The organism is Flagellimonas hymeniacidonis (genome assembly GCF_008040165.1).
Classification (GTDB): domain Bacteria; phylum Bacteroidota; class Bacteroidia; order Flavobacteriales; family Flavobacteriaceae; genus Flagellimonas; species Flagellimonas hymeniacidonis.
Genome location: NZ_VRUR01000001.1, coordinates 1,703,691 through 1,724,313 on the forward strand (window position 1 = coordinate 1,703,691; position 20,623 = coordinate 1,724,313).

At 37.1% G+C, this 20,623-nt stretch carries 17 protein-coding genes; 9 read left to right on the forward strand and 8 right to left on the reverse strand.

Features of this window, described 5'->3' with window-relative positions; all coding sequences use genetic code 11:
* Positions 1-98: 98 nt before the first annotated feature.
* From FVB32_RS07750 to FVB32_RS07780, 7 genes are all read left to right on the forward strand, one after another.
* Positions 99-827 (forward strand): type III pantothenate kinase, encoded by a 729-nt coding sequence (locus FVB32_RS07750; RefSeq protein WP_147742822.1) that lies wholly within the window; start codon positions 99-101, stop codon positions 825-827.
* On the forward strand, positions 828-2,084 hold the full coding sequence (locus FVB32_RS07755) for a hypothetical protein (RefSeq protein ID WP_147742824.1): 1,257 nt from the start codon (positions 828-830) through the stop codon (positions 2,082-2,084).
* A 102-nt stretch (positions 2,085-2,186) separates the two neighbouring features.
* Complete coding sequence (locus FVB32_RS07760; protein ID WP_147742827.1) at positions 2,187-3,557, forward strand: hypothetical protein; 1,371 nt, start codon at positions 2,187-2,189, stop codon at positions 3,555-3,557.
* A gap of 1 nt (position 3,558) precedes the next feature.
* Positions 3,559-4,161 carry an LPS export ABC transporter periplasmic protein LptC gene (lptC, locus tag FVB32_RS07765; RefSeq protein ID WP_147742830.1) on the forward strand — a complete coding sequence of 201 codons (603 nt, stop codon included), beginning with the start codon at positions 3,559-3,561 and terminating at the stop codon, positions 4,159-4,161.
* A 1-nt stretch (position 4,162) separates the two neighbouring features.
* Positions 4,163-4,369: a hypothetical protein gene (locus tag FVB32_RS07770; protein WP_147742833.1), complete on the forward strand. Its 207-nt coding sequence runs from the start codon at positions 4,163-4,165 to the stop codon at positions 4,367-4,369.
* Between the two features lie 3 nt (positions 4,370-4,372).
* Positions 4,373-5,662 carry a hemolysin family protein gene (locus tag FVB32_RS07775; RefSeq protein ID WP_147742835.1) on the forward strand — a complete coding sequence of 430 codons (1,290 nt, stop codon included), beginning with the start codon at positions 4,373-4,375 and terminating at the stop codon, positions 5,660-5,662.
* A gap of 85 nt (positions 5,663-5,747) precedes the next feature.
* Positions 5,748-7,868 (forward strand): peptidylprolyl isomerase, encoded by a 2,121-nt coding sequence (locus tag FVB32_RS07780; RefSeq protein ID WP_147742837.1) that lies wholly within the window; start codon positions 5,748-5,750, stop codon positions 7,866-7,868.
* Positions 7,869-8,020: 152 nt separating this feature from the next.
* Here the strand turns inward: FVB32_RS07780 and FVB32_RS07785 are convergent, their stop codons facing one another.
* From FVB32_RS07785 to FVB32_RS07810, 6 genes are all read right to left on the reverse strand, one after another.
* Positions 8,021-9,139 carry a glycosyltransferase family 4 protein gene (locus FVB32_RS07785; RefSeq protein ID WP_147742839.1) on the reverse strand — a complete coding sequence of 373 codons (1,119 nt, stop codon included), beginning with the start codon at positions 9,137-9,139 and terminating at the stop codon, positions 8,021-8,023.
* A 219-nt stretch (positions 9,140-9,358) separates the two neighbouring features.
* A complete protein-coding gene (locus FVB32_RS07790; RefSeq protein WP_147742842.1) occupies positions 9,359-9,946 on the reverse strand; it encodes a GDYXXLXY domain-containing protein in 588 nt (195 codons plus the stop codon).
* Entirely contained in the window at positions 9,939-11,222 is a 1,284-nt protein-coding gene (locus tag FVB32_RS07795; protein ID WP_147742845.1) for a DUF2157 domain-containing protein, read from the reverse strand. Before FVB32_RS07795 ends, FVB32_RS07790 begins: the two co-directional genes overlap by 8 nt.
* 211 nt (positions 11,223-11,433) lie before the next feature.
* Positions 11,434-11,853 (reverse strand): hypothetical protein, encoded by a 420-nt coding sequence (locus FVB32_RS07800; protein ID WP_147742847.1) that lies wholly within the window; start codon positions 11,851-11,853, stop codon positions 11,434-11,436.
* 80 nt (positions 11,854-11,933) lie between these two features.
* A complete protein-coding gene (locus FVB32_RS07805) occupies positions 11,934-12,845 on the reverse strand; it encodes a GYDIA family GHMP kinase (RefSeq protein WP_147742849.1) in 912 nt (303 codons plus the stop codon).
* Complete coding sequence (locus tag FVB32_RS07810) at positions 12,845-14,161, reverse strand: hydroxymethylglutaryl-CoA reductase, degradative (RefSeq protein WP_147742852.1); 1,317 nt, start codon at positions 14,159-14,161, stop codon at positions 12,845-12,847. The genes FVB32_RS07805 and FVB32_RS07810 overlap by 1 nt, the downstream gene beginning before the upstream one ends.
* A gap of 157 nt (positions 14,162-14,318) precedes the next feature.
* Between FVB32_RS07810 and FVB32_RS07815 the strand changes: the two genes are divergently transcribed.
* The gene (locus tag FVB32_RS07815; RefSeq protein WP_147742855.1) at positions 14,319-16,478 is read left to right on the forward strand and encodes a S9 family peptidase; all 2,160 of its coding nucleotides are present in this window, start codon (positions 14,319-14,321) and stop codon (positions 16,476-16,478) included.
* A gap of 18 nt (positions 16,479-16,496) precedes the next feature.
* The gene (locus FVB32_RS07820) at positions 16,497-18,029 is read left to right on the forward strand and encodes a peptide MFS transporter (RefSeq protein ID WP_147742857.1); all 1,533 of its coding nucleotides are present in this window, start codon (positions 16,497-16,499) and stop codon (positions 18,027-18,029) included.
* On the opposite strand, the gene FVB32_RS07825 is transcribed toward FVB32_RS07820, so the two are convergent.
* Both FVB32_RS07825 and FVB32_RS07830 read right to left on the reverse strand, forming a co-directional pair.
* Positions 18,026-20,050 carry a ComEC/Rec2 family competence protein gene (locus FVB32_RS07825; protein ID WP_147742860.1) on the reverse strand — a complete coding sequence of 675 codons (2,025 nt, stop codon included), beginning with the start codon at positions 20,048-20,050 and terminating at the stop codon, positions 18,026-18,028. The two genes, FVB32_RS07820 and FVB32_RS07825, sit on opposite strands and share 4 nt — an antisense overlap.
* Positions 20,050-20,622 carry a C40 family peptidase gene (locus tag FVB32_RS07830; protein ID WP_317132201.1) on the reverse strand — a complete coding sequence of 191 codons (573 nt, stop codon included), beginning with the start codon at positions 20,620-20,622 and terminating at the stop codon, positions 20,050-20,052. The genes FVB32_RS07825 and FVB32_RS07830 overlap by 1 nt, the downstream gene beginning before the upstream one ends.
* Between the last annotated feature and the right edge of the window lies 1 nt (position 20,623).

Genomic DNA, 20,623 nt, shown 5'->3' on the forward strand with positions numbered 1-20,623 from the left:
TTGCTAAGGCGGGTGCAAATATAATTTCAAAATTAGGATATACAAACAAAAACTTGAAAAAAGGCAATGGTTTTTTTTCAATTCTCGACCTTTGCAGTATGAACTTGGTTATCGACATAGGAAATACGCTAATAAAGTATGCCGTATTTGAAAACAATACGCTGCTTTTTGATCAAGGATCAGAGTCGGGTTTATTTTTATCAAAAGTGAAAGAGCTGTTTGAGTTATACCCTAAAATTGACCATGCGCTAATTTCTTCAGTCGGTCCTTTAGAAAGAAAAGAACGAGATATTGTTTCGCTTTTTTGTAGGGTACATGTGCTAACCAGTGAGTCCAAAGTACCTTTTAAAAACAGTTATGCAAGCCCTCAAACACTTGGGATGGATCGCATTGCGCTTGCGGCATCTGCGTTTTATAAAAACCCAAGAGGAAATACATTGGTTATTGATGCTGGCACATGCATTACATATGATATGATAAATGACTCTGGTGAATATGTTGGTGGTGCCATTTCACCAGGAATTCGTATGCGATATAGGGCGATGCACAATCAAACTGCAGGACTCCCGCTTCTTCAACCTGAAGATATTCTGGACTTTATTGGGAACTCTACTAAAACGTGCATGGATAGTGGTGTAATCAACGGAGTTACCCAAGAAATTGATGGAGTGGTAAGTCAGTATAATTCTCGCTTTCAAGATTTAACAGTTATTTTAACAGGCGGCGACTCCCATTTTTTTGCTAAACGACTAAAAAATACCATATTTGCGAATTCTAAATTTCTCTTGGAGGGGCTAAATTACTTGCTGGAATACAACAAACGCTAGATGATTAAGAAATTTTTGATTGCTTTTTTTTGCGTAGCTAGTTATGGCATTTTTGCGCAAAACGGTACCATATCACCATATTCATATTTTGGGATAGGAGACCTAAGAAATAATGGTACGGTTGAAAATCAGATGATGGGGGGGCTAAGTATGTATGGAGACAGTATACATATCAATCTTACCAATCCAGCAGCATATTCCAAATTAAAATTGACCACCTATACTGCTGGAATTTCACATACAGCTTTCAGATTAAAGAGCTTTACCGAACAACAAAATGTTGGTGTAACCAATTTAGATTACCTATCTATTGGTTTTCCAATTGCCAAAAATGTGGGAATGGGATTCGGGCTTATGCCTTTCTCCTCTGTTGGGTACAATCTTACAGATGTAAGTGCTGATGAAACAATTACCAATGTATTTGCTGGAGAAGGAGGTTTAAATAGGGCCTATCTCTCCGTTGGTTTTGAACCCATAAAAGACCTTAGCTTTGGAGCTTCGGTAAATTTTAATTTTGGAAGGTTAGAATACCAGAGAATCCAAAGTGTTGAAAATGTTCAGTTTGGAACGTTGGACAGGCGGGAATCCAGAATCAATGGCTATGATTTCAATTATGCCGTCAACTATAACCCAACGATAAAAGATAAGTACACTTTGTACACCTCCGTGGTTGTCAATACCCAAGTAAATCTGACTTCAGAGAATACAGAACGCTTAGGTTCTTTCTCCCTTGTTAATGGACAGGAAATTGAAGTTATTGATGTAGACCTAGATGCCGTTAATTTAAGAAACACAGAACTTAAAATACCAACAAGAACTACAGTGGGATTGGGTTTAGGTGAAAATAAAAAATGGTTCGTTGGGGGCGAATATAGCTTTCAAAAGTTCAGTGATTTTCGAAACGATTTTTTAGGAATAGATAACGTGGTATATAATGATGCCAATACTATTGCGATTGGAGGTCATTTTATTCCGGATTATAGGTCACTTTCCAATTATTTTAAAAGAATTACCTACAGGGCCGGATTGCGCTACGATACAACAGGTCTTGAGGTAAATAATAAGGAGATAAATAATCTTGGCATAACTTTTGGATTTGGGTTACCGTTGGGCAATTCATTTTCAAATCTAAACCTAGGTTTCGAGGCGGGAAGAAGAGGTACAACAGATGCAAACCTGGTCGAAGAAAGTTATTTCAAAATCAACGTGGGATTATCCTTAAACGACAAATGGTTTATTAAAAGAAAAATAAATTGATGGCAGTTTTAACTAAATATCAATAAATAACCATTGATATCTGTTCCATTAAGATGATTTTTTCATGAAAATTTGTACATTAACCACTTTAAAATTAGTAAGATGAAGACGAAACACTACTTAACGATGATAGCGATCCTTATGTCGATGGGATTAAGTATGGCTCAGGCTCAAAATCCAGAGTGCATGACCAATCTTTCCATTTATGCAGAACACGCAAAAGTTAAAAACTACGATGCGGCGTACGAACCGTGGAAAATGGTTTATGAAAGTTGTCCTGATATAAACAAGGCAAATTTCTCATATGGGGAAAAAATTCTGTCCCACAAAATCAAGAATTCTTCAGGGACCGATAAGGATGGATATATTCAGGATTTAATGTCGTTATATGACAACAGTCTAAAATATTTCCCAAACAAATTCAGCAAAGCTGGTGTTGCAATCGACAAGGCACTTTTATCCTATGACAATAAAATGGCTTCAGATGACCAACTCTATGATATGTTGGGAACAGCTTTTCAGGGAGATAGGAAAAACTTTAAAAACCCAAAAGCACTTTATCTGTACTTCTCAAGTCTGGTTGACCTTCACGGAGCTGGAAAGAAAGATTTGCAAGAGGTATTTGATGTATATGATGATGTAACGGAAAAGGTTGAGGAAGAAAATAAAAAGTTAACTGGTATAGTAACCAAGTTACTTCCAAAAGATTCTTTGGGAACATTAACATCAAAAGAAAAAAGACAGCTTAAGGCAGCTACCACGAACTCAAAATCGTATGGTAAAATTGCCGGAAGTATAGATTCTAAACTAGGTGCACTTGCAGATTGCGGAAATCTAATCCCACTTTACGAGAAAAGCTACGAAGCTAAAAAAGGAGATGTAAGCTGGGTAAAGCGCGCTGTAGGAAGAATGTTCTCTAAAGAATGTACCGATGACCCCATGTTTAGAAAATTGTTCGAAGCACAATTGGCCTTAGATCCTTCTGCCGATGCTTATATGTATGGCGGGGTACTAAAACAAAAATCTGGTGATAGTAAAGGAGCTATTGCTGACTTTAACAAAGCTGTGGAATTGGAGACGGATCCATATAGAAAATCCAATATCCTTTACAAAATTGCTACTACGGTAAGAAGAAGTAGTAAGTCTCAGGCAAGAAGTTATGCACTTAAAGCTATAAATGCCAATTCCTCAAATGGAAAAGCATATTTGTTGATTGCTAATTTATATGCTGGTAGTGCAAATGCATGCGGAACCACAGCATTTGAAAAGAGAGCAATTTACTGGAAAGCTGCAGAGATGGCAAGAAAAGCAGGTAGAGTAGATCCTTCTTTAAGTGGACGTGCAAGTAAGTCTGCATCCAGCTATAATGCAAAAGCGCCAGATAAGACTATGATTTTCAACTCTGGAATGGCAGGAAAAACAATTTCCTTTAAATGTTGGGTAGGCGGTAGCGTTAAAGTGCCCAGTTTGTAGAGTGAAACAGACATCGATAATAAATTTAAAGTGTTTTGCCACGGTTTTTACCGTGGCAATCCTTTTTATATCCTGTAAGGACAATTATAAACGGGTTGGGGAAGAAGCTGTAAAACCTATTTTTCCACAAGGAGTAGCTCAGAATTTCACGTTGACCTATACGGAGACAAAGCAGGAAATGAGCACAGAAGATTCAGCCAATTCTAAAATAATAGCAATTTTAACAAGCCCTATTACCGAAGATTTTGACAATCAGAATTTCAAGTTCCGCACCTTTCCAGAGGGCCTAAAGGTTGACTTTTTCGATGAAAAGAACCAAAAGAGTGTAATTACAGCAGACTATGGCATTGTATATTCTCAAACCAATTTAATAGACCTTCAAGGCAATGTTGTAATAGAAAGTCATGACGGTAAAAAATTAGAGACCCCTCAACTATTTTTTGATAGAACCAACAATTGGATTTTTACAGAAGAAGAGTTCACCTATACAAATCCAGAGGATGGTACTGTAATGGATGGAGAAGGAATGGATTTTAATAGAGATTTTAGCTTCTTTAATGCACACAAAACCTATGGTCTTATGACCTTAAAAGAAACCGAATAATATGATTAAATTTTTAAGATATACGGAGTATTTGTACTTGGCCGTAGCCGTAATCTCTATTTACAAAGTTGTTACGCTATGGAGTATTGACCCAAAAGAAACCTATATTTTTATATTTTTTGCTGTGGTTTCCATCGCTATGTTTCTTTTTAGAAGAAAATACCGCCAGCGTTTTGAGCAACGAAAAAAAGATAATCAACAGCAGTAGTTTTTGGACGCGTCTTTGATCATTATAATTCTTTCCTTACTGTTTTCGGCTTTTTTTTCCGGAATGGAAATCGCATTTGTTTCCGCCAACAGAATTCATATTGAAATTGAAAAAAAGCAAGAAGGCTTTTTTGCAAAGGTGTTGACCTGGCTCACCGAAAAGCCTTCCAAATTTATAGCAACCATGCTTATTGGCAACAACATAGCATTGGTAATCTATGGGTTTTATATGGGAGATGTGCTCATGGAATGGTTTCAAGTGCTCTTGCCTACCACCTCAGAGTTTTTAAATGTATTGTTGACAGATTTCAGGTTACTTTCGCAAACCATAATTTCTACCCTAATTATCTTGCTAACAGCTGAGTTTTTGCCCAAAGTGCTCTTCCAAATATATTCTAATACATTATTAAAGTTTTTTGCGCTACCCGCTTATTTCTTTTACCTACTATTCTCTGTTATTTCGTGGTTTGTGATCAAAGTTTCAGACTTTATTCTTCGTGTGTTTTTTAAAACAGAAGGCGATGAGGTGCAATTGGCATTTACTAAATTGGAACTGGGAGATTATATCACAGAGCAAATGGAAACGGTAGAGGAAGAAGATGTGGTGGATTCGGAAATTCAGATATTCCAGAATGCCCTAGAGTTTTCAGCAGTAAAAGCAAGGGAGGTTATGGTGCCCAGAACAGAAATTACTGCAGTAGAAATTGATGAGACCCCAAAAAATTTGACCAAACTGTTCACAGAAACAGGATATTCCAAAATCCTTGTTTATAAAGAGAGCATAGATGAGATTATTGGTTATGTACACTCCTATGAGCTCTTTAAAAAGCCAAAAACCATAAAAAGTATTTTACTTCCAGTGGAGTTTGTGCCAGAGACTATGCTCATTCAAGATATTCTTAACGTGCTTACCAAAAAACGCAAAAGTATTGCAGTCGTTTTGGATGAATATGGGGGAACCTCAGGAATTATGACGGTGGAAGACATTATAGAAGAATTATTTGGTGAAATTGAGGACGAACACGACTCTACAGATTTACACGAAGAACAGTTAAGTGAGAATGTATATGAGTTTTCCGCGCGTCTGGAGGTAGATTACATTAATGAAAACTATAGATTAGAGCTACCTGAGGGTGATGAGTACGAAACTTTGGGTGGTTTGATCATGAATGAGACCGGAGAAATTCCCGAGCAGGACTCCGAAATAAAAATTGACGGTTTTATCTTTCATGTTTTGGAAGTCTCCAGCACAAAAATTGATTTGGTCAAAGTGCAGGTTCTCATTGAAGATTAACAGTTTCCGTTCTTTTTTAGACTTTCCTATTTGAAAAGAAAATGGTATTTTCGCCCACTGAAAATATAGAAAAACAAGCAGTAAAATGGCAATATTAGAGAATATTAGAAAACGAACAACGGTACTGATTTTAATTATCGGTATGGCTTTGTTTGCCTTTGTAATATCTGGAGTGTTTACCAGCAACGATTTTGCAGGGAACAAAGTAGGTTCTGCTGTGGCAGAAATAAATGGGGAAAATGTTTCCATTGATGATTTTAGAAAAGAGGTAGAGAATGCCTCAAGAAGATTTGGCCCAAACCTATCCTCAACGCAGTTGGTAAACCAGGTGTACGATCAGGAAGTAAGAAAAGCGATACTAGGGCAACAATTTGAAGACTTGGGGATCGATGTGGAGAGCGATCAAATTATAGAGTTTGTAAAAACCTCTGGGTACGCACAAATTCCAGATTTTCAGGATGAAAATGGTTTTTTCAATGCAGAGATTTTTAAAAACGCCATTGCAGACTGGAAAGCTAACGACCCTTTACGTTATGATGCCTGGTTGCAAGATGAGAAAACGATAATTCAATCTGCAAAGGAACGCATGTATTTTAACCTAATTAAAGGAGGAGTAGGAGCTACACTTTCTGAAGGTGCTTTCGATTATAAAATGGCAAATGAAAAAGTGGATATTCAATATGTGCGTGTGCCTTATAACACCGTTGCAGATAGCACTATCCAAGTTTCCAAAAGCGAGATACAAGCATATATAAACGAACATCAAGACGATTACAAGCAAGAGAAGTCCAGAGATATTCGCTTTGTGTATTTTGAAGAAAAAGCGTCCTTGGAAGATGAAAACGCAATAAAAGATGCAGTGACTGCCCTTTTAAACGATACGGTCGAGTATTCAGAAGAAAACGATACAACCGACACTATTCCTGGTTTTAGAAACACAAATGATATGGCAGCTTTCTTGGATAGAAATTCAGATGCCAAGTTCGATACCATATTCAAAGCCAAAAAGGATTTACCGGCCATAGCTGCAGATACTTTAATGACGTTGCAGGTAGGGGAGCTATACGGACCATATCGTGATGGGGATTTCTTCAAAGTTTCCAAAATGATGGATAGAAAGGCGAACGGAACCGTAAAGGCGAGCCATATTTTGTTTACTTGGGAAGGTGCAGAGCGTGCCAATCCAAGCATTACAAGAACAAAGGAAGAAGCAGAAGCCAAAGCCAAGGAAATTTTAGCTGAAGCGAAAAAAGAAGATGCTGTGTTTACAACATTGGCTCGTGATAATTCAGATGGACCTTCTGCACCAAGAGGTGGAGATTTAGGATATTTCCAAGAAGGAGTTATGGCCGATGCTTTTAACGATTTTTGTTTTTCAAATAGCGTTGGAACAATTGACTTGATTGAAACACAGTTTGGTTTTCACGTCATTAAAATAGATGATAAACAAGATATTGTTCAGATAGCGACGCTTTCAAGAGAAGTTGAACCGTCTGAAGAAACCATAAATACCTTGTTTACGGATGCGACTAAATTTGAAATGTCAGCTATCGATGCAGAACCAGAAAACTTTGGTGATATTGCAAAGGAAGCCAGTTACACCATAAGACCTGTAAATAAGATAAAGGAGATGGATGAAAATCTTCCAGGTCTTTCAGCACAGCGTGGTGTTGTACAATGGGCTTTTAATGAAGATACCAAAGTAGGGGATATTAAGCGATTCAACATTAATAACGGATATGCAGTAGTGCAGCTTACAAAAAAATACAAAGAAGGTTTGATGACACCAGAGGATGCTTCCTCAAGTGCGTTGCCTAAGATTAGAAAGGAACGTAAGGCCCAACAAATTATTAGTGCAAATCAAGGAAAATCTTTGGAAGATTTTGCAAAGGATAATAATGTGACCCAATCCAATGCATCCGCGTTGACCATGAAATCTCCTACCATTCCAGGAGCTGGTAGAGAGCCTTTGGTTGTAGGAACAGCATTTGCATTGGCTCAAGATGCCACTTCCACCTTGATTGAAGGTGAAACGGGAGTGTTTATGCTAAAGGTTATTAAAAAGGAAGAGGCACCCAAGGTGGAAAACTTTAGTACCTATGCCAATACCTTAAAAGCAAATGCATCCAACAGAGTAAATAGCGCAGTCTATAATGCTTTAAAAGACGGTTCTGAAATTGAGGACAAGCGTGCTACTTTTTATTAGCACAGTAATTTAAGAACAACCGAAAGGTCTCCAGAAGGAGACCTTTTTTTATGGACTTAAGGATAAAATTCGTTGGTCTATTCAGAATCAGGTCGCCTAAAAATGAACAACCCAAATTCTCATCAAAAGCTAAAATTTGAAAGTTAAAGTTGTCAATTATTATTGATTGCCTTCTGCGCTAAAGCATATAGTTTTAGCAATTGTTTTTTCTGATTATAGTTTTCTTCCACATGCTTACGTCCTTTATGCCCCATTTCTTTAGCGTTATTGGCGTCTTCAAATATTTTTATGATGTAATTTGCCATGGCATCTATATCGGTCTCTTCTACCAAAAATCCAGTTTTTTCGTGAAGTACAAGATTCTTTATGCCTCCGTGAAGGGAACTTACAACGGGAAGTCCAGAAGCACTTGCTTCTGCGATGCTCACAGGAGACCCTTCCATATCCCCATTGGGAGCAGTAATTGAGTGTTGAACAAATGCAGTTGAAGCTTTCATTAGGTCGGAAATTCTGTTTTGCTCCAAAACTCCGGTAAAAATAACTGATTTATGTATTTTGAGTTCTTTTACAAGCTGTTCACAATCATCATAAAGACCAGTTTTTTTTCCAACCATAGTAAGGGTGGCCTTTGGAAATTTTTGCAAGACTTTGTGGAATGCCTTAATAGTATATAACGGTCCTTTTTTTGCTGTAAAACGCCCTACTGCAAGAAGTCTTTTTTCTTTGTGCGGGTTCTTATTTGGACGGAATTTTAGAGTGTCAACCCCACATGGGATTACCCTAATTTTAGAAGACGTCGCACCAATAGCAATCAGGTTTTTTTTCATTTCTTCCGAAACCGCTATTATAAATGAAGCGTAAGCAAATAATTTTTGATATTTTTTTCTGTATTCACGTAGGAGTTTTTTATCCGATGCATCATGACCATGAAAGATTACAAGTAAAGGAATATTGAGTGTTTTACAAGGAGGAACCATATGGGAGGCAGACAACCCGTAATTGGCTAGCACCACATCTACCTTATTTTCTTTGAGATGTCTTTTTACTCCATAATTACTGAAAAAGTTGTTTCTTCCAAGGAAGATTTTCAAAATTTTATGCGCCATCCAAAAAAGTTGTGGATTAAGCAGAGATCCGTCCTCCTTTCTTTCTGGAAATCGTCCACCATAAATAGAAAATACATTTGAAAGTTCTGATAGGATTTTGATTTGGGCACGGATAAAAGTTTCGGAATAAGCATGTTTTTGAGAACGGGTAATACAAATTCGCATTTGGGACCAATTTTTAATCGTAAGCGTAGGATAGTCAACACTATTTTAGCATTGATGCTTTTAAAAATAGAAGTAAACAAGGGTGGGATTCTTATCTAATTGACGAAAGGGTTATTTGGATATATGGAACAGCAGCTTGCCTCGACTTGTTGTAAAATATTTGGTATAGCAACTTTTTCCATTCTAAGAACGGAGCTGTTTTTTTAGTAGGGGAAGGAGTTAATCTTGTTTTTCAGTCTCTTTTTTGGCTTTAACGAGCTCTTTTATAGGAATGCCATCAATTAAAACATCCTTCAACACGGCGTCACCATTTTTTATGCTTACTAATGCATAGGTGACACTAGTTGTATCACGCAGTGATTCTGTGTAGCTTAATTCTGCGTCATAGGCTTTTGACTCTTCCATGTAAAATCGGTCAAAAGGATACTCAATAGTCAATTCTGAAGTCTCATAGGAGGTTACAAAACTAACCTCCGCCTTTACAAAATCTTCATTCTCGTTTATTTTTTCTTTTGAAATGGACTTTATTTTGGCAAAACCCTCTTTGTCTTTGATAAGAGAAACATAAATATCCTCTCCACGAACCCAATCATGTTCCTTTGGGATTTCTACAGTAGTCTCATCATAACGTAAAACAATATACTTACCTCTAAAGGGATCACTGGGATCAATGGGAGCCGTTTTAAATTTAAATTCCTTTCCGTTTTCCAATACCTCTTCTCTATCCCATATCATTTTGGAAGGCACAGATAATTGAGCTAAAGCAACAAGAATGAATATTGGAAATATAACTTTTTTGCTATTCATTTATCTTTCTTTTTTTAAGCATCCAGTAGTTTGCAACAAAGAAACCTGCTCCTACCAATACGAACAACATTCCTCGGATAACAAAACTCAAATCGGTATCAAAGAACCTACAGATAACCAGCACAGCAATAATGGACAGGCCAAAGTTTAATATACCGAGATGATTCTGTCTTGCACCATTTCTAATGGTGAGAATACCAATTCCGAGAACATACAGGTTGATGAGTATTACAGCAAACGAAAAGTAAATCCCAATAATAAAGGTTATCGCAAATACTATAAACATTGGTGCCAGTGGTTTTATATCTTCAATGGATTTGTTTTTTTGGTACAGATAAAACATCCAACCGGCCAATACTGTTATAAGTATAGACGCTATAAATTCGGGTGCTATAATAACCTCTTTGAATATGTATTTATGTCTTCTTAAATCTTCCCAAACCCCATCAAAACTTAAGGTTATTAGCAATACAACCATACCAAGGCTACCTAGCAGTCGATAACCATTGCTCCTGGTTTTCTGTTTGGCAAAAAAGTCTAGATTCCCAATCAAATAGAAAAATCCAAAAAGACTGAAATAGGCAAGTAGCATTAATTCCTCTTCCTTATCGGTAAGTGTACCCAATACAATTAGCACAGATAAAGGAATGACCCAATTATGAAAGGTCATGAAATTGCTTTTAGGTTTTTTCTTGAATAACTGATAATAATGTGGTAAGGATGCCAAGAGTAACAACCAATAGAGATAGGATTCTTTTGAAGGATAGGACCAATAACTTGTTTCGCACGCATAATAGGTTATACCTATAATATAGAATAGGGAGGTAAAAGAGGAGTTCATTATGTATACTATAGGAAGACAGAGTAACATCCATATGAGTATGAATGAATCTAGATTACCAGGGATATTATAAATTTGACTTATTAATGATATGCTGGCACCAATAGCAAAAAACAAAAAAGCAGACGTACTCTCTTTCCAAGCTATACTATCATTTTTTTTAAGAAGTGCGTAGCCACAAAGTACTTGCCCGACTATAAGAGGTAAAAACGCAAAAAACGTTTTTGTTGTCCTTGACAGCTCGTCCCAATTATGGGCCAATATTAGAATAATGCCCAGACCTACTAAAACGGCACCCAATATTCCAAAAACAATAAAAAGCCGATTTACAGAAGTGTCTCCTTTACTTTTATAGTAGGTTTTGATTTTTTCCGCTGTGTCTTCGGTAATAATACCGGCCTCAATAAGGTCCGGTAAATCCTTAAGGATACTCATTTCCTGTTTTGGTTTGAATGCTTCACCGTCATATCACATAAAATATAGGTATGTGGATAATCTAATATGTCAGCCTTTTCTACTGAAATATACTAAAAACTAAGCCATTTTTAAACCTTCATATTTGACTGCTAGTACTTTTGAGTGGATAAACAGGATGAATTCTACAATAGCTAAAAAACAAGCTCGGAAAAGAAAAAATGGGTTTAATTTATTTGAACTTGGTTCTTTTTAGATTATAAAAATGGCTGTCTGTTAATTTGGAAGGCCTTCTATGAAGGTCAAGTCCCAATAATAAAGTATCCTTGCCTTTGAATTCAGCAATTCCCAAAAAGTATTTTTTTCTTTCACCTGACCTAAGTTTAGTTATAATAAAGTCAATTTGAATAGGCTCAAAACTTGTAGAGATTTCATAAGTCAATTGGCATTTTTCATTCTCATAAATGAATTCTTTGCCACCAAAAACTCCTTGTTTTTGCGTAAAAGATACCCATCCGCTTTTATCAAATTCGATAATTATAAGTTCACCTTTAAAATCCCATGTCCATTTTCCTATGAAAGCAGTGGATGTTTTTTGAGTAGGCAAGGATAAAAAAGGGACAATAAAAAATAATATTAGTGTGGTTTTCATGACATCTTACATTCAAAGAGGATAGACTTCTTAAAGCGTGATGAAAATAAAAGAAACCAAAACGAATAAACGTCATAAACTTATGAAAGGGCCATATGAGTATATGGAATAATAGTTTTATATCCTTTGGATTTAAAATAATCAGCGGTTTTCCCATTGCCGGTTACCATAATGAAATCACCCCCCCATGCCCCCAGACTCTTTATAGCTCCAGAATAATCTGCAAAAAGCCGAGATTTTATGGGTTGCACCTCTAACACTTGAGATAAAACTTCCTCATGTGTGGTCATCAATGCTTCAAATTCGGACAATGAATTGGTCGTAATCATTTTTTGCGTAATGCCAGTAATGTCCTGAAGCAACTTAGTGGTATCAAATTCTTTTTTTCTATACGCCGCAATAGCCTCTTTACTGCTTTGCTTTTGATTTAGATAAACAAAATAGATGGCATCTTTAAATGGAGGATTAAAAGCTACTTCCTCAACCTTGGGAGTACCATTTTCCAATTGATATAAAATGGGACTGTTATGTTTTGCACAGGCAATATCATAGCCACTTCCTCCAAAGGCATTCCACAATAGCTGATATGCGTCTACTTTGGCCCATTGCGCAATGTTATTTATGAGGGTGGAAGAAGTGCCTAATCCCCACAATCGAGGAAAACCAAGTTTTGTGACCACTTTAAGACCGGTTTGGTTTGGTAAAAAGTCAGGATTTTGCAATCTAGCTTGCAATAACAATTTCTTCAACGTTTTTGAAATGGCCTGGTCTGAAGATGAAATTTCAACCAAATCTTTTAAAGCAAAGTTGGCCGCAAACCATTCCACTCCAGTATCGTCTAAACTTACCCATTCCAAGTGTTCAGATGAGGTTGATGTTACCCTTAAGGACTGCCCATATTTAGTGGGTAATGCCAACCCAAGAGCGCCATCCAATATGGCATACTCTCCTGAGAGCAATAGTTTACCATTACTATAAAAATCCTTTTGCATTAGCGTGATTGAATCTTTTCTAGCGCTTCCTTAACGGTTGCATTGGTAACTACGTGGTTCTTAAAATAGTCCACTAGCTGTTGTTTTTCGCTTTCCGATGCACCCATTTGATTGAGCATGTTCAATAAATGCATTTTCATATGCCCTTTCTGTATTCCTGTGGTAACTAAAGACCTAATGGCCGCAAAATTTTGGGCCAAACCGGCAACGGCAACAATCTGCATCAATTCTTCGGCTGATGGTTCTTGAAGAATTTCCAAGGCCAATTTTACAAGAGGATGAAGTGAGGTTAACCCACCAACAGTACCCAAGGAAAGTGGAATCTCAATCCAAAATTTAAAAATGTCATCTTGGATAGTAGCGTGTGTTAAGCTAGAATAACTACCATCCTTGGCAGCATAGGCATGAACTCCGGCCTCAATGGCTCTAAAATCGTTCCCTGTGGCCAAAATTACGGCATCAATACCGTTCATGATACCCTTGTTATGGGTCACTGCACGATAAGGCTCTGCCTTGGCAATATCCACGGCCCGTACAATTTTTTGTGCAAATTCATGTGCAGAAATGCCATCTTTAGTTAAAGCATCCACAGTGCAGCTTACCTCGGCGCGTACCAAACAGTTGGGTACATAATTGGAAAGAATGCTCATAACCACTTCAATATCTTGCTCCTCAGAAGTAAAAGATTCATAAGTACCTGCCTTCTCCTTCAGGGTACCTGCAAATTGCTCTAAGCAAGAATTGATAAAGTTAGCTCCCATGGCATCTTTGGTCTCAAAAGTGCAGTGGAGTTGATGATATCCTGCCACTTTTTCGGACATATCCCTTAACAAGATGTTCTTAATACCTCCACCTCTTTTTTCCATGCTCTTGGTGATGGATGCAGCGTCTTTGTAGAAATCAGGTTTTATTTCGTTAAAAAAAGCATGCAGTTTTTTTGTATCTCCTTTAAAAATAAAATGGACCTGCCCCACTTTTTCAGTTCCCAAAATTTCTGTCTTAAAACCACCTTTGTTCAACCAGAACTTGGCTGCTTTACTAGCAGCAGCCACAACAGAACTTTCCTCAATGGCCATAGGAATTGCATAAAGCTTGTTGTTGATTAAAAAGTTGGGAGCCACTGCAAAAGGGAGGTAGTAGTTGGAAACTGTATTTTCTATGAACTCATCATGCAGTTTTTGGATATCTGTATCCGAATTCCAATAGCGTTCCAATAGCTGCTTTGTCTCATTTGGATTTTTAGTAAAATTGGTGGCTATCCAATCAATTTTTTCAGCTTTGGAAAGTTTTGAAAATCCTTCAACAGGAGTGTTCATAGTGCTTGGTTAAAGGGTTCAAATATAAGGATAATGCAACTTTTGGCTATTTTTCTGCCTTATCCTAGCTCAATTCTTGTTACAATTGTAACACCAAAGTTTAGATTTTGGATAAATATTAGTAAACTTGACAGTTTTTAATCAATTTATAACGTTCATGAGGAAACAAGTTCTCCTATTCCTATTAGCATTCGGATTTTTAACCTTATCCATAGCCCAAAAGAAAAAAATAACCCTAGAGGAAATTTGGGGAGGCACATTTAGAACTGAATATTTGGATGTGCTTCGATCCATGAAAAATGGCAAACAATACACCATTCTAAATTTTAATCGCTCTCCAAAGACCAGCAGTATAGATAAATATGATTATGAGACCTTGGAAAAGGTGGAAACTATTGTTGCATCTTCAGACGCCATACCATTTTTTAGCTCCTATACGTTTAGTGAGGATGAATCGAAAATTGTTCTGGCAACAGAAATTGAACCCATTTTTAGACATTCTAGGTTGGGGGTCTATTATGTATATGATGTTGCCACCAAAAATATTGTAAAGGTTTCTGATGCTAAAATTCAGGAACCTTTGTTATCTCCAGACGGTTCAAAAGTAGCCTATGTATTGGACAACAACTTATTTGTTTTTGATGTAGCTGCAAAGAGTACAAAACAAATCACCACAGATGGTAGCAAGGGAACCATAATTAATGGTGTTACAGACTGGGTATATGAGGAAGAGTTTGCTTTTGTAAGGGCTTTTGAGTGGAATAGTAACGGAACTAAAATTGCTTTTCTCCGATTTGACGAAACCAATGTACCTCACTTTTCAATGGATGTGTTTGGTGAAAATTTGTATCCATTTCAATATGAATTCAAATATCCGAAGGCGGGTGAGGAGAATGCAACTGTAAGCCTGCATATGTATGATATTTCTTCTGGAAATACCTCAAAGGTCGATATGGGGGATGCTTATTATATTCCACGAATTAAATGGATGAACAATCCTGATTATTTAAGTGTTCAAACCATAAATAGACATCAAAATCATCTCAAATTACATGCAGTAAATGCAAAAGATAATAAGGTTTCCGTTTTAATGGAAGAAAAAGATGATGCCTATGTAGATATTACCGATAACCTTACCTTTTTGGCCGATGATAGCTTCATATGGACGAGTGAAGCGGATGGTTACAATCATATTTATTTGTATGGCAGCGATGGTAAGCTAAAAAACCAAATCACCAAAGGCGAATGGGAAGTGACCAATTACTACGGTTATGATAGAAAGACCAATAAAATCTATTATCAATCCGTGGAAGATGGTTCTATTAATAGAGATGTGTATAGCATTAGTAGTTCTGGAAAGAGTAAAAAACGACTTACTTCAAAAGAAGGAACCAATGCTGCCGACTTTAGCGCGGATTATACCTATTTCATCAATACATTTTCAAGTGCAACCAAACCATATGAGTTTACATTGCACAAAGCATCCAGCGGGAAAAAACTGAAAGACATTAAAAATAATTCAGTTTTGGATAGCAAATTGGAAAGCTATGAATTAACGCCAAAAGAGTTTTCAACCATTTCTATTAATGGAAATGATTTGAATATGTGGATGATCAAACCTGTAGATTTTGATGAAAACAAAAAATACCCGCTTTTAATGTTCCAGTATAGTGGCCCAGGATCCCAACAAGTGTCCAATAGTTGGTTTGGAAGCAACGATTACTGGCATCAAATGCTCGCATCTGAAGGATATATTGTGGCCTGTGTAGATGGAAGAGGAACTGGATTAAAAGGACGTGATTTTAAAAAAGTCACGTATATGAATCTAGTGAAGTATGAAACAGAAGATCAAATTGTCGCAGCTAAAAAACTGAGCGAGCTACCATACATTGATGAAAATCGAACCGGGATTTGGGGATGGAGCTATGGAGGCCATATGAGCACAAATTGCTTACTTAAGGGAAATGATGTATTTGAGATGGCCATTGCAGTGGCTCCCGTTACCTCATGGCGTTTTTACGACACCATTTACACCGAACGTTTTATGCGAACACCTGCAGAAAATCCTGGAGGGTACGATGATAATTCACCTTTTAACTATCCAGAACTTTTAAAAGGAAAATATCTCTTGGTGCACGGCTCTGGGGACGATAATGTGCATGTGCAGAATTCTATGCGTATGATCGAAGCACTTGTACAAGCCAATAAAGATTTTGAATGGGCCATTTATCCCGATCGCAATCATGGAATTTATGGTGGAAATACAAGACTGCATTTGTTTTCCAAAATGACCAAGTTCGTAAAAGAAAATTTGTAATCAAACTCACTATTATATATGTCTGATATTGTAAAACCAGCCAGCGAAAAGGAAATTTTTGGACACCCCCAAGGCCTTTTCTATCTATTTTTTGCCGAATTGTGGGAGCGTTTTAGTTTCTATGGAATGCGAGCCCTCCTTACGTTGTATATGGTCAACGTCATATTTGAGGCACTGTCTACAAGAGATTACGCAGCTGCTGCGGTTTATGCATCATACGGTTCTTTGGTTTATGCCTCTACTGTAATTGGAGGTAAGATTTCAGATTCTATTTTGGGAATGCGTTCTTCCATTTTTTTAGGAGGAATATTAATGGCCTTAGGCCATTTTGTATTGGCTATTGAACATAACACCGCCTTCTTTTTAGCCTTGGCATTTATTATAGTTGGTAACGGTTTTTTCAAGCCAAATATCTCAACATTCGTTGGGACATTGTACAAAGATGGAGACCATAGAAAGGACTCAGGATTCACCATTTTTTATATGGGAATCAATATCGGTGGATTTATTTCTCCTCTGCTTTGTGGATGGTTGGGAGAAACCTATGGATGGCACTATGGCTTTGGTTTGGCCGGAATAGGAATGCTTACAGGGTTACTTTTCTTTTGGAGTGGTATAAAAAAGAATGTTTTTGGTGAAGGTGGAAAACCGCCAAGTGTTGAAGTGTATGAGAAAAAGGTTATGGGAATCCCTCAAAAACATTTGATTCCAATTTTAGCATTTTTGTCAGCTCCTTTGATTGCCTATTTGCTGTATTCCTATAAATCCTTGGGTGGTGAAGGTAGTTTTTTAGAGGATCAGAACATTGTTAACGTATTGTTCAAATTGATTGCTATTGCCATTTTGGTATATATGGGTTCCATAATGATTAAATCCACTATGGATGAACGAAAGAAGCTCTTTATGGCTTTATTGATTACGTTTTTCATGACCATATTTTGGGGTTTTCATGAGCTTCATGGGAGTGTAATTACACTGTTCGCTGCCAGAAATGTGAACTTATCCTTGATCAACGCAAGTCAGACCAATGCCTTGAATTCAATGTTCATATTTATTTTAGCCATTCCAATCTCCTTGGTTTGGACCTATTTGGCAAAAAAGAAATTAAATCCTAGAACACCCTATAAATTTGGATTAGGTCTGGTACTGGCTGGTTTGAGTTTCTATGTAGTATCGTTAAGTGGAGGCGCTGCGGATGAAAATGGAATGGTACCCTTCTCATACTTACTTTGGTTGTATTTCATATTATCAGTAGGGGAGTTGTTTATGTCACCAGTTGGGCTTTCAAAAATTACGGACTTGTCACCAAAACGAATAGTGGCCTTTATGATGGGTGTTTGGTTTTTATCATCAGCCTTTGCTTTTCAAGTGGTTGGCTTTATTTCAAAACAGCTTGCAATAGAGAGCACCGATAGTAATGTAGGCGGTTTGGATACGCTGGATGTGTATTTAGATGGTTTTCGCTTAATAGCCATCTATGCCTTGGTTGCTGGCGTGGTGGTTTTAATATTTGGACCTTTGATGAAGCGATTGATGGGTAACGTTCACTAATCAGTAGGAAGATTAAACTTATAAGATCCCTTTTCACTAGTACTGTGAAAGGGGATTTCTTTTTTAAAACAGGTTTGTTTCCAACGAGAAATGTAACTTTTATAATTACTGCCATCCGCAATGACCATTTTAGGACGGATTGAATCCAACAGACGTTCCAAGTGTATTTTTGGTGATTGTGTCAATAACAAAAAATCATGATTCTTGTTTTCAGGATAGATTCCAAAACTATCCATCACGTAAAATCTTTTTTGGGCAATAGTGTAGCTATTTTTTAAAGAATGGAGGGTCAGAGATTCAATTCGCTCGGCTACTTTGTAGTTGTTGATGAGACTGGTTGTCGGAACACTGTCATTTGTGTAAAGATTTATGATTTTCCCAGTTTGATGCAGTATTACAGTGTTTTTTGATTTATGCATGATCATAAAGACCTCTTTTTGATGGAGTTGAAATTGATTCCAGATACTCCATAACTGTAGGAGAACAAGACAAACAAATATGACTATAACATTTTTGAATCTTGGTTGAGTGAAGAAGGTTATAAAGGCTAGAATTAATGCGTAGGCCAGAACCATTTCCATTGTATCAAACGGAATATCTTTTATAATAAAACCTTCTTGGGTAGCAACCCAACCAATAACCTCGTTCATGATTTGGATTATGGCATTATAGCCAAAAACCATAAAATTGGGGAGGTAGTCCAAGATAGTAAGAAGAATTACCAGTATCCCAAACCCCAAAATGAGTCCCAAAAAGGGTATAATTAAAAGATTCGACACAAAAAATAAAGCTGGAAATTGATGGAAATAAAAAAGGCTAATAGGCAAAACGCCCAATTGGGCAGCAATACTAACGGATAATAACTGCCATGTCTTCCTTATGATAAACGCCTTGGGAGACCAAAACCGCTGTAACTTAGGATAGACCCAGACTATGGCGAATACGGCTGCATAACTCATTTGAAAACCCACCTGAAAGAGAAACAATGGCTTTACCAACAAGATAAAAAACATGGACAACGCAAGAATATTAAAAGAGTTTGATGGTCTGTTCAAATGTTGCGCATAAGCTAAAAACGAGAACATAGTTACGGCTCTAACAATGGATGGGGAGAGCCCCGCTAAAAATGCATATGCCCATAAAAGGAGTACAATCAATAGCAACTTCAGGTTTTTTCCTTTAGGAAACCGTTCCAAAGGCGATAATAAGAATTGAAGCAATAGTAATAAAACACCAACATGAAGCCCGGATACAGCTAGTATGTGAACTGCTCCAGCATTTTTATAATTATTGTATGTGCTTTCTGAAATGTCACTTCGCTTCCCTAATAAAAGTGCCTGAATTACGCCTAACTCATCCGTTCCAAAGCTTTTCTTTTTCAGTTTGGAAATAATCTCCTCTCTAAAATTCAAAGCCATGCCCGTTAGACTTTTGGAAGGATTTTCTTGAATTAGGATGGAATTGTAATTGGCGGTAATTTGAAAATGAATCCCTTGCTTTTTCAAATAGTCCCTGTAATCAAATTGATGTTGGTTTAATGGTGGTGAAATAGCGGTTATTTTAGAAAACACAAAAAGTTCATCGTCAACCTTTAAAATTTGGTTGCTACTATCCACGGGCAAACTTAGAATCAGCTTTCCTGCGCTTTTTTCATTTTCTATGGATTGGACACTGGCAATATATCGTTGTGTATATGGATTTGGCTTAAGCACCTCTCTAATCTTAAGTTCCCATTGTTTTGGGTTATCCTGCTGATTTTTGGAATAATGCTGTTGCAGATTTTTGGATTGTGAGACGTTGACGATCAGCACACCTAAAAGAACAATTATAAAGATTGTTGTTACTTCAAAGAAGGGGAACCCTTTTCTGGATTGTTTTTTCTTGGCCCAGTAGAGCAAAGGAAATAGAACAATAATGATACCCAGCGGAATTTGGGAAGATACATCAATATAAAAGCCGAAAAGAATACCTAAACAAAGGCATAGCGTCAATTTTACGGACGCAAAATTAAAAAGGCGCATTACAGAATTCGCATTGCCTTAACGAACGAATAATTCCAGAACCCTTCTCGAAGAGAAGACACAATGACCCCTCGAGAGGTGGTGGAATGAATAAATTTGATATCCTTTCCTTGCACATCAACTACTAAACCTACATGGTTGATGCGTTTTCCGCTTTTACTGGTCTTAAAAAACAGCAGGTCCCCCTTTTGTACTTGGCCTACTTTTATTCTCTTTCCTTCTTCGGCCATTTGATATGAAACCCTGGGAAAAAGCACTTCATTTTCTTTTAAAGCCACATATACGAGACCAGAGCAGTCCATTCCCTTTTTTGTTGTACCGCCAAATTTATAGCGGGTTCCAGAAAAGGTCATGGCAGTGGAAATGATATCTTCAGCTTTGGAATTTCCCTTTTTTTTAGGTTCTTCTATAGGTGGAGCCTCTTCGGCAGAACCTTCTACGGTTACCGTTCTAGATTTCGATTTGCTATAGGTTCTTTTTTTCTTTGCAGAGCCACAACTAAAAAGAATGAGTAGGATAAGAAGGTATGGGACTTTTCGTAACATCCAAGAATAATTTTTTTCTTGGAGCATA